General features: G+C 65.9%; 2 protein-coding genes. Both read left to right on the forward strand.

Annotated elements, in window-relative coordinates; genetic code table 11:
• Positions 1–182 precede the first annotated feature (182 nt).
• Positions 183–1,715, forward strand: coding sequence for an IS21 family transposase (gene istA, locus GH815_RS18505; RefSeq protein WP_153750198.1), 1,533 nt, complete (start codon positions 183–185; stop codon positions 1,713–1,715).
• Between the two features lie 12 nt (positions 1,716–1,727).
• Positions 1,728–2,459: an IS21-like element helper ATPase IstB gene (istB, locus tag GH815_RS18510; RefSeq protein WP_153750199.1), complete on the forward strand. Its 732-nt coding sequence runs from the start codon at positions 1,728–1,730 to the stop codon at positions 2,457–2,459.
• Positions 2,460–2,683 lie beyond the last annotated feature (224 nt).

Below are 2,683 nucleotides of genomic sequence, written 5' to 3' on the forward strand. Positions count from 1 at the left end.
TGTGCGTTCCGGGCTCATCCGGTCAGCGATTCCGATAACATCCGGTCAGTAATTCCGATCTGATCCGGTCACGGATTCCGGGGCATCCGGTCACCCCGGCATCCGGCCGAGAGACGCGCTGCTGGGCGATCGTGCAGCGGGGTAGCCTCGCCGTCTTCGAGGACGAGCAGGGAAGCCCCAGAATGAGACGATTGCCGATGCGCAAGATTGCAGAAGCCCTTCGCCTGAAGGCCGCCGGGCTGTCGACGCGGAAGATTGCCGTGAGCCTGAATGTGGGCCAGTCGACGGTCAGCGAGTATCTCAAACGTGCGCAGATGGCCGGGATGTCCTGGCCGCTGCCGGACGGGATCGACGAGGCCGCGCTCGAGCGCCGGCTGTTTCATCCGGTCGGGGAGGCGACGCGGCGCGGGCTGGCGCAGCCGGACTGGTCGGCGGTGCATGTTCAGATGCGACAGAGAGGGGTCACGCTGTCGCTGATCTGGGAGGAATACCGCGCCACCCATCCGAAAGACGGCTACGGCTACAGCCGGTTCTGCGATCTCTATCGCCGCTGGGAGGGGCGGCTTTCGCCCACCATGCGCCAGCATCATGTCGCGGGCGAACGCGTCTTCGTCGATTATGCCGGCGATACCGTGGAGGTGGTCGACGGCGAGACCGGCGAGGTGCGCGCGGCGCAGATCTTCGTCGGCGTGCTGGGGGCGTCGAACTACACCTATGTCGAGGCGAGTTGGACGCAGAGCCTGCCGGACTGGATCGGCGCCCATGCCCGGATGCTGGCCTTCTTCGGCGGCGTGCCCGACCAGATCGTGTCGGACAATCTCAAGGCCGGCGTCACCAAGGCCTGCTTTCACGAGCCGCAGATCAATCGCACCTATGCCGAGATGGCAGCGCATTACGGCACGGCGATCCTGCCGGCGCGCCCCTACAAGCCGCGCGACAAGGCGAAGGTCGAGGTGGGCGTGCTGCTGGTCCAGCGCTGGGTCATCGCACGGCTGCGCAAGCGGCGGTTCTTTTCCTTGTCGGAACTGAACGCCGCGATCCGCGATCTGCTGCCCGGCCTGAACGGCAAAGTGACCCGCCATCTGGGCGCGAGCCGCCAGGCCCTGTTCGAACAACTGGACAAGCCGGCGCTGAAACCGCTGCCCGACAGACCCTACGACTATGCCGACTGGCTCGAACGGCGCGCCGGGCTCGATTATCATGTCGAGGTCGAGAAGCATTACTACTCGGTCCCGCATACGCTTCTGAAGAAGACCCTCTGGGTCCGGATCACCGCCCGGACCGTCGAGATTTTCCACGAAGGCCAGCGGGTTGCCTCCCATGTCCGGACCTCGGGCAACCGCAAGCATACCACCGTAGCCGCGCATATGCCGGCGAGCCATCGCCGCTATGCCGGCATGACGCCGGCCGAGATCCGCCGCCGGGCCGAGCAGATCGGCCCCAACACTGCCGCTCTGGTAGAGCTGATCCTGCGAACGAAACCGCATCCCGAACAGGGCTACCGCGCCTGCCTCGGGATCGTCAGGCTCGCCAAACCCCATGGCCGCGATGCCCTCGAAGCCGCCTGCCTGCGCGCCCATGAGATCGGCGGGCAGAGCTACAGCTCGGTCAAATCGATCCTGCAGAACAAGCTGCATCGCCAACGGCCCGAAACGCCTGCGGAGGGGCCGGTGATCACCCATCCCAACATCCGCGGCTCCGGATATTTCCAGTGAGAAGGAGACATCATGCTTGACCATCCAACCCTCAACCGGCTGCGGGCGCTCAAGCTCGACGGCATGGCCGAGGCATTCACCGAACTGCAGAAGCAGGACGGCGCCGCCGATCTCAGCCATGCCGAATGGTTGGGCCTGCTAATTGACCGCGAGGCCGCCAATCGCGGCAACAAGCGCTATCAAAGCCGGATGCGCGCCGCGAAGCTGCGCCATGCCGGGGCCGCCATCGAGGATGTCGACTTCCGCACCCCGCGCAAGCTCGACCGCGACCTCTTCCGCCAGTTGGCCGAGGGCAACTGGATTGCACAGCGGCAGAATCTGATCGTCACGGGGCCGTGCGGCGTCGGGAAAACCTGGCTTTCCTGCGCCCTCGGCCAGAAGGCCTGTCGCGACGGCCGCACCGTCCTCTATCACCGTTTGCCGCGCCTCTTCGCCGATCTCGACCTCGCCCATGGCGACGGGCGGTTTCCGCGTCTGTTCCGCCAGCTCGTCCGAACGGACCTGCTGATCCTGGACGACTGGGGGCCCGACCGGCTGACGGCACAACACCGGCGCGACCTGATGGAAATCGTCGAGGACCGCTACAAGAACGGCTCGATCATGATCACTAGCCAGTTGCCTGTCGAAGCATGGCACGAGGTCGTCGGTGAGCCGACCTTCGCCGACGCCATCCTCGACCGGCTGGTTCACAACGCCCACCGGATCCCCCTCGACGGGCCCTCCATGCGGAAGAACGAGACATGACGCAGGCCCGGATCACCGCCGCGCGCGACGCCGCGCCAGCGTCATGGGGCGCGCACGGCGCCGCGCGCGGCTCCCGTATCGCCAGAACCGAAACACTTGACCGGCCCAACCGGAAACGACATCAAAAACCCACGCCCAGCGGCGTCATCTCGCGGTGACCGGATACTTCGGAACAGCTGACCGGATGTCGTCGGAATGCCCGACCGGATGCTCCGGAATGCGCA

The sequence above is a fragment of the Rhodovulum strictum genome (assembly GCF_009649175.1).
Taxonomy (GTDB): Bacteria; Pseudomonadota; Alphaproteobacteria; order Rhodobacterales; family Rhodobacteraceae; genus Rhodovulum; species Rhodovulum strictum.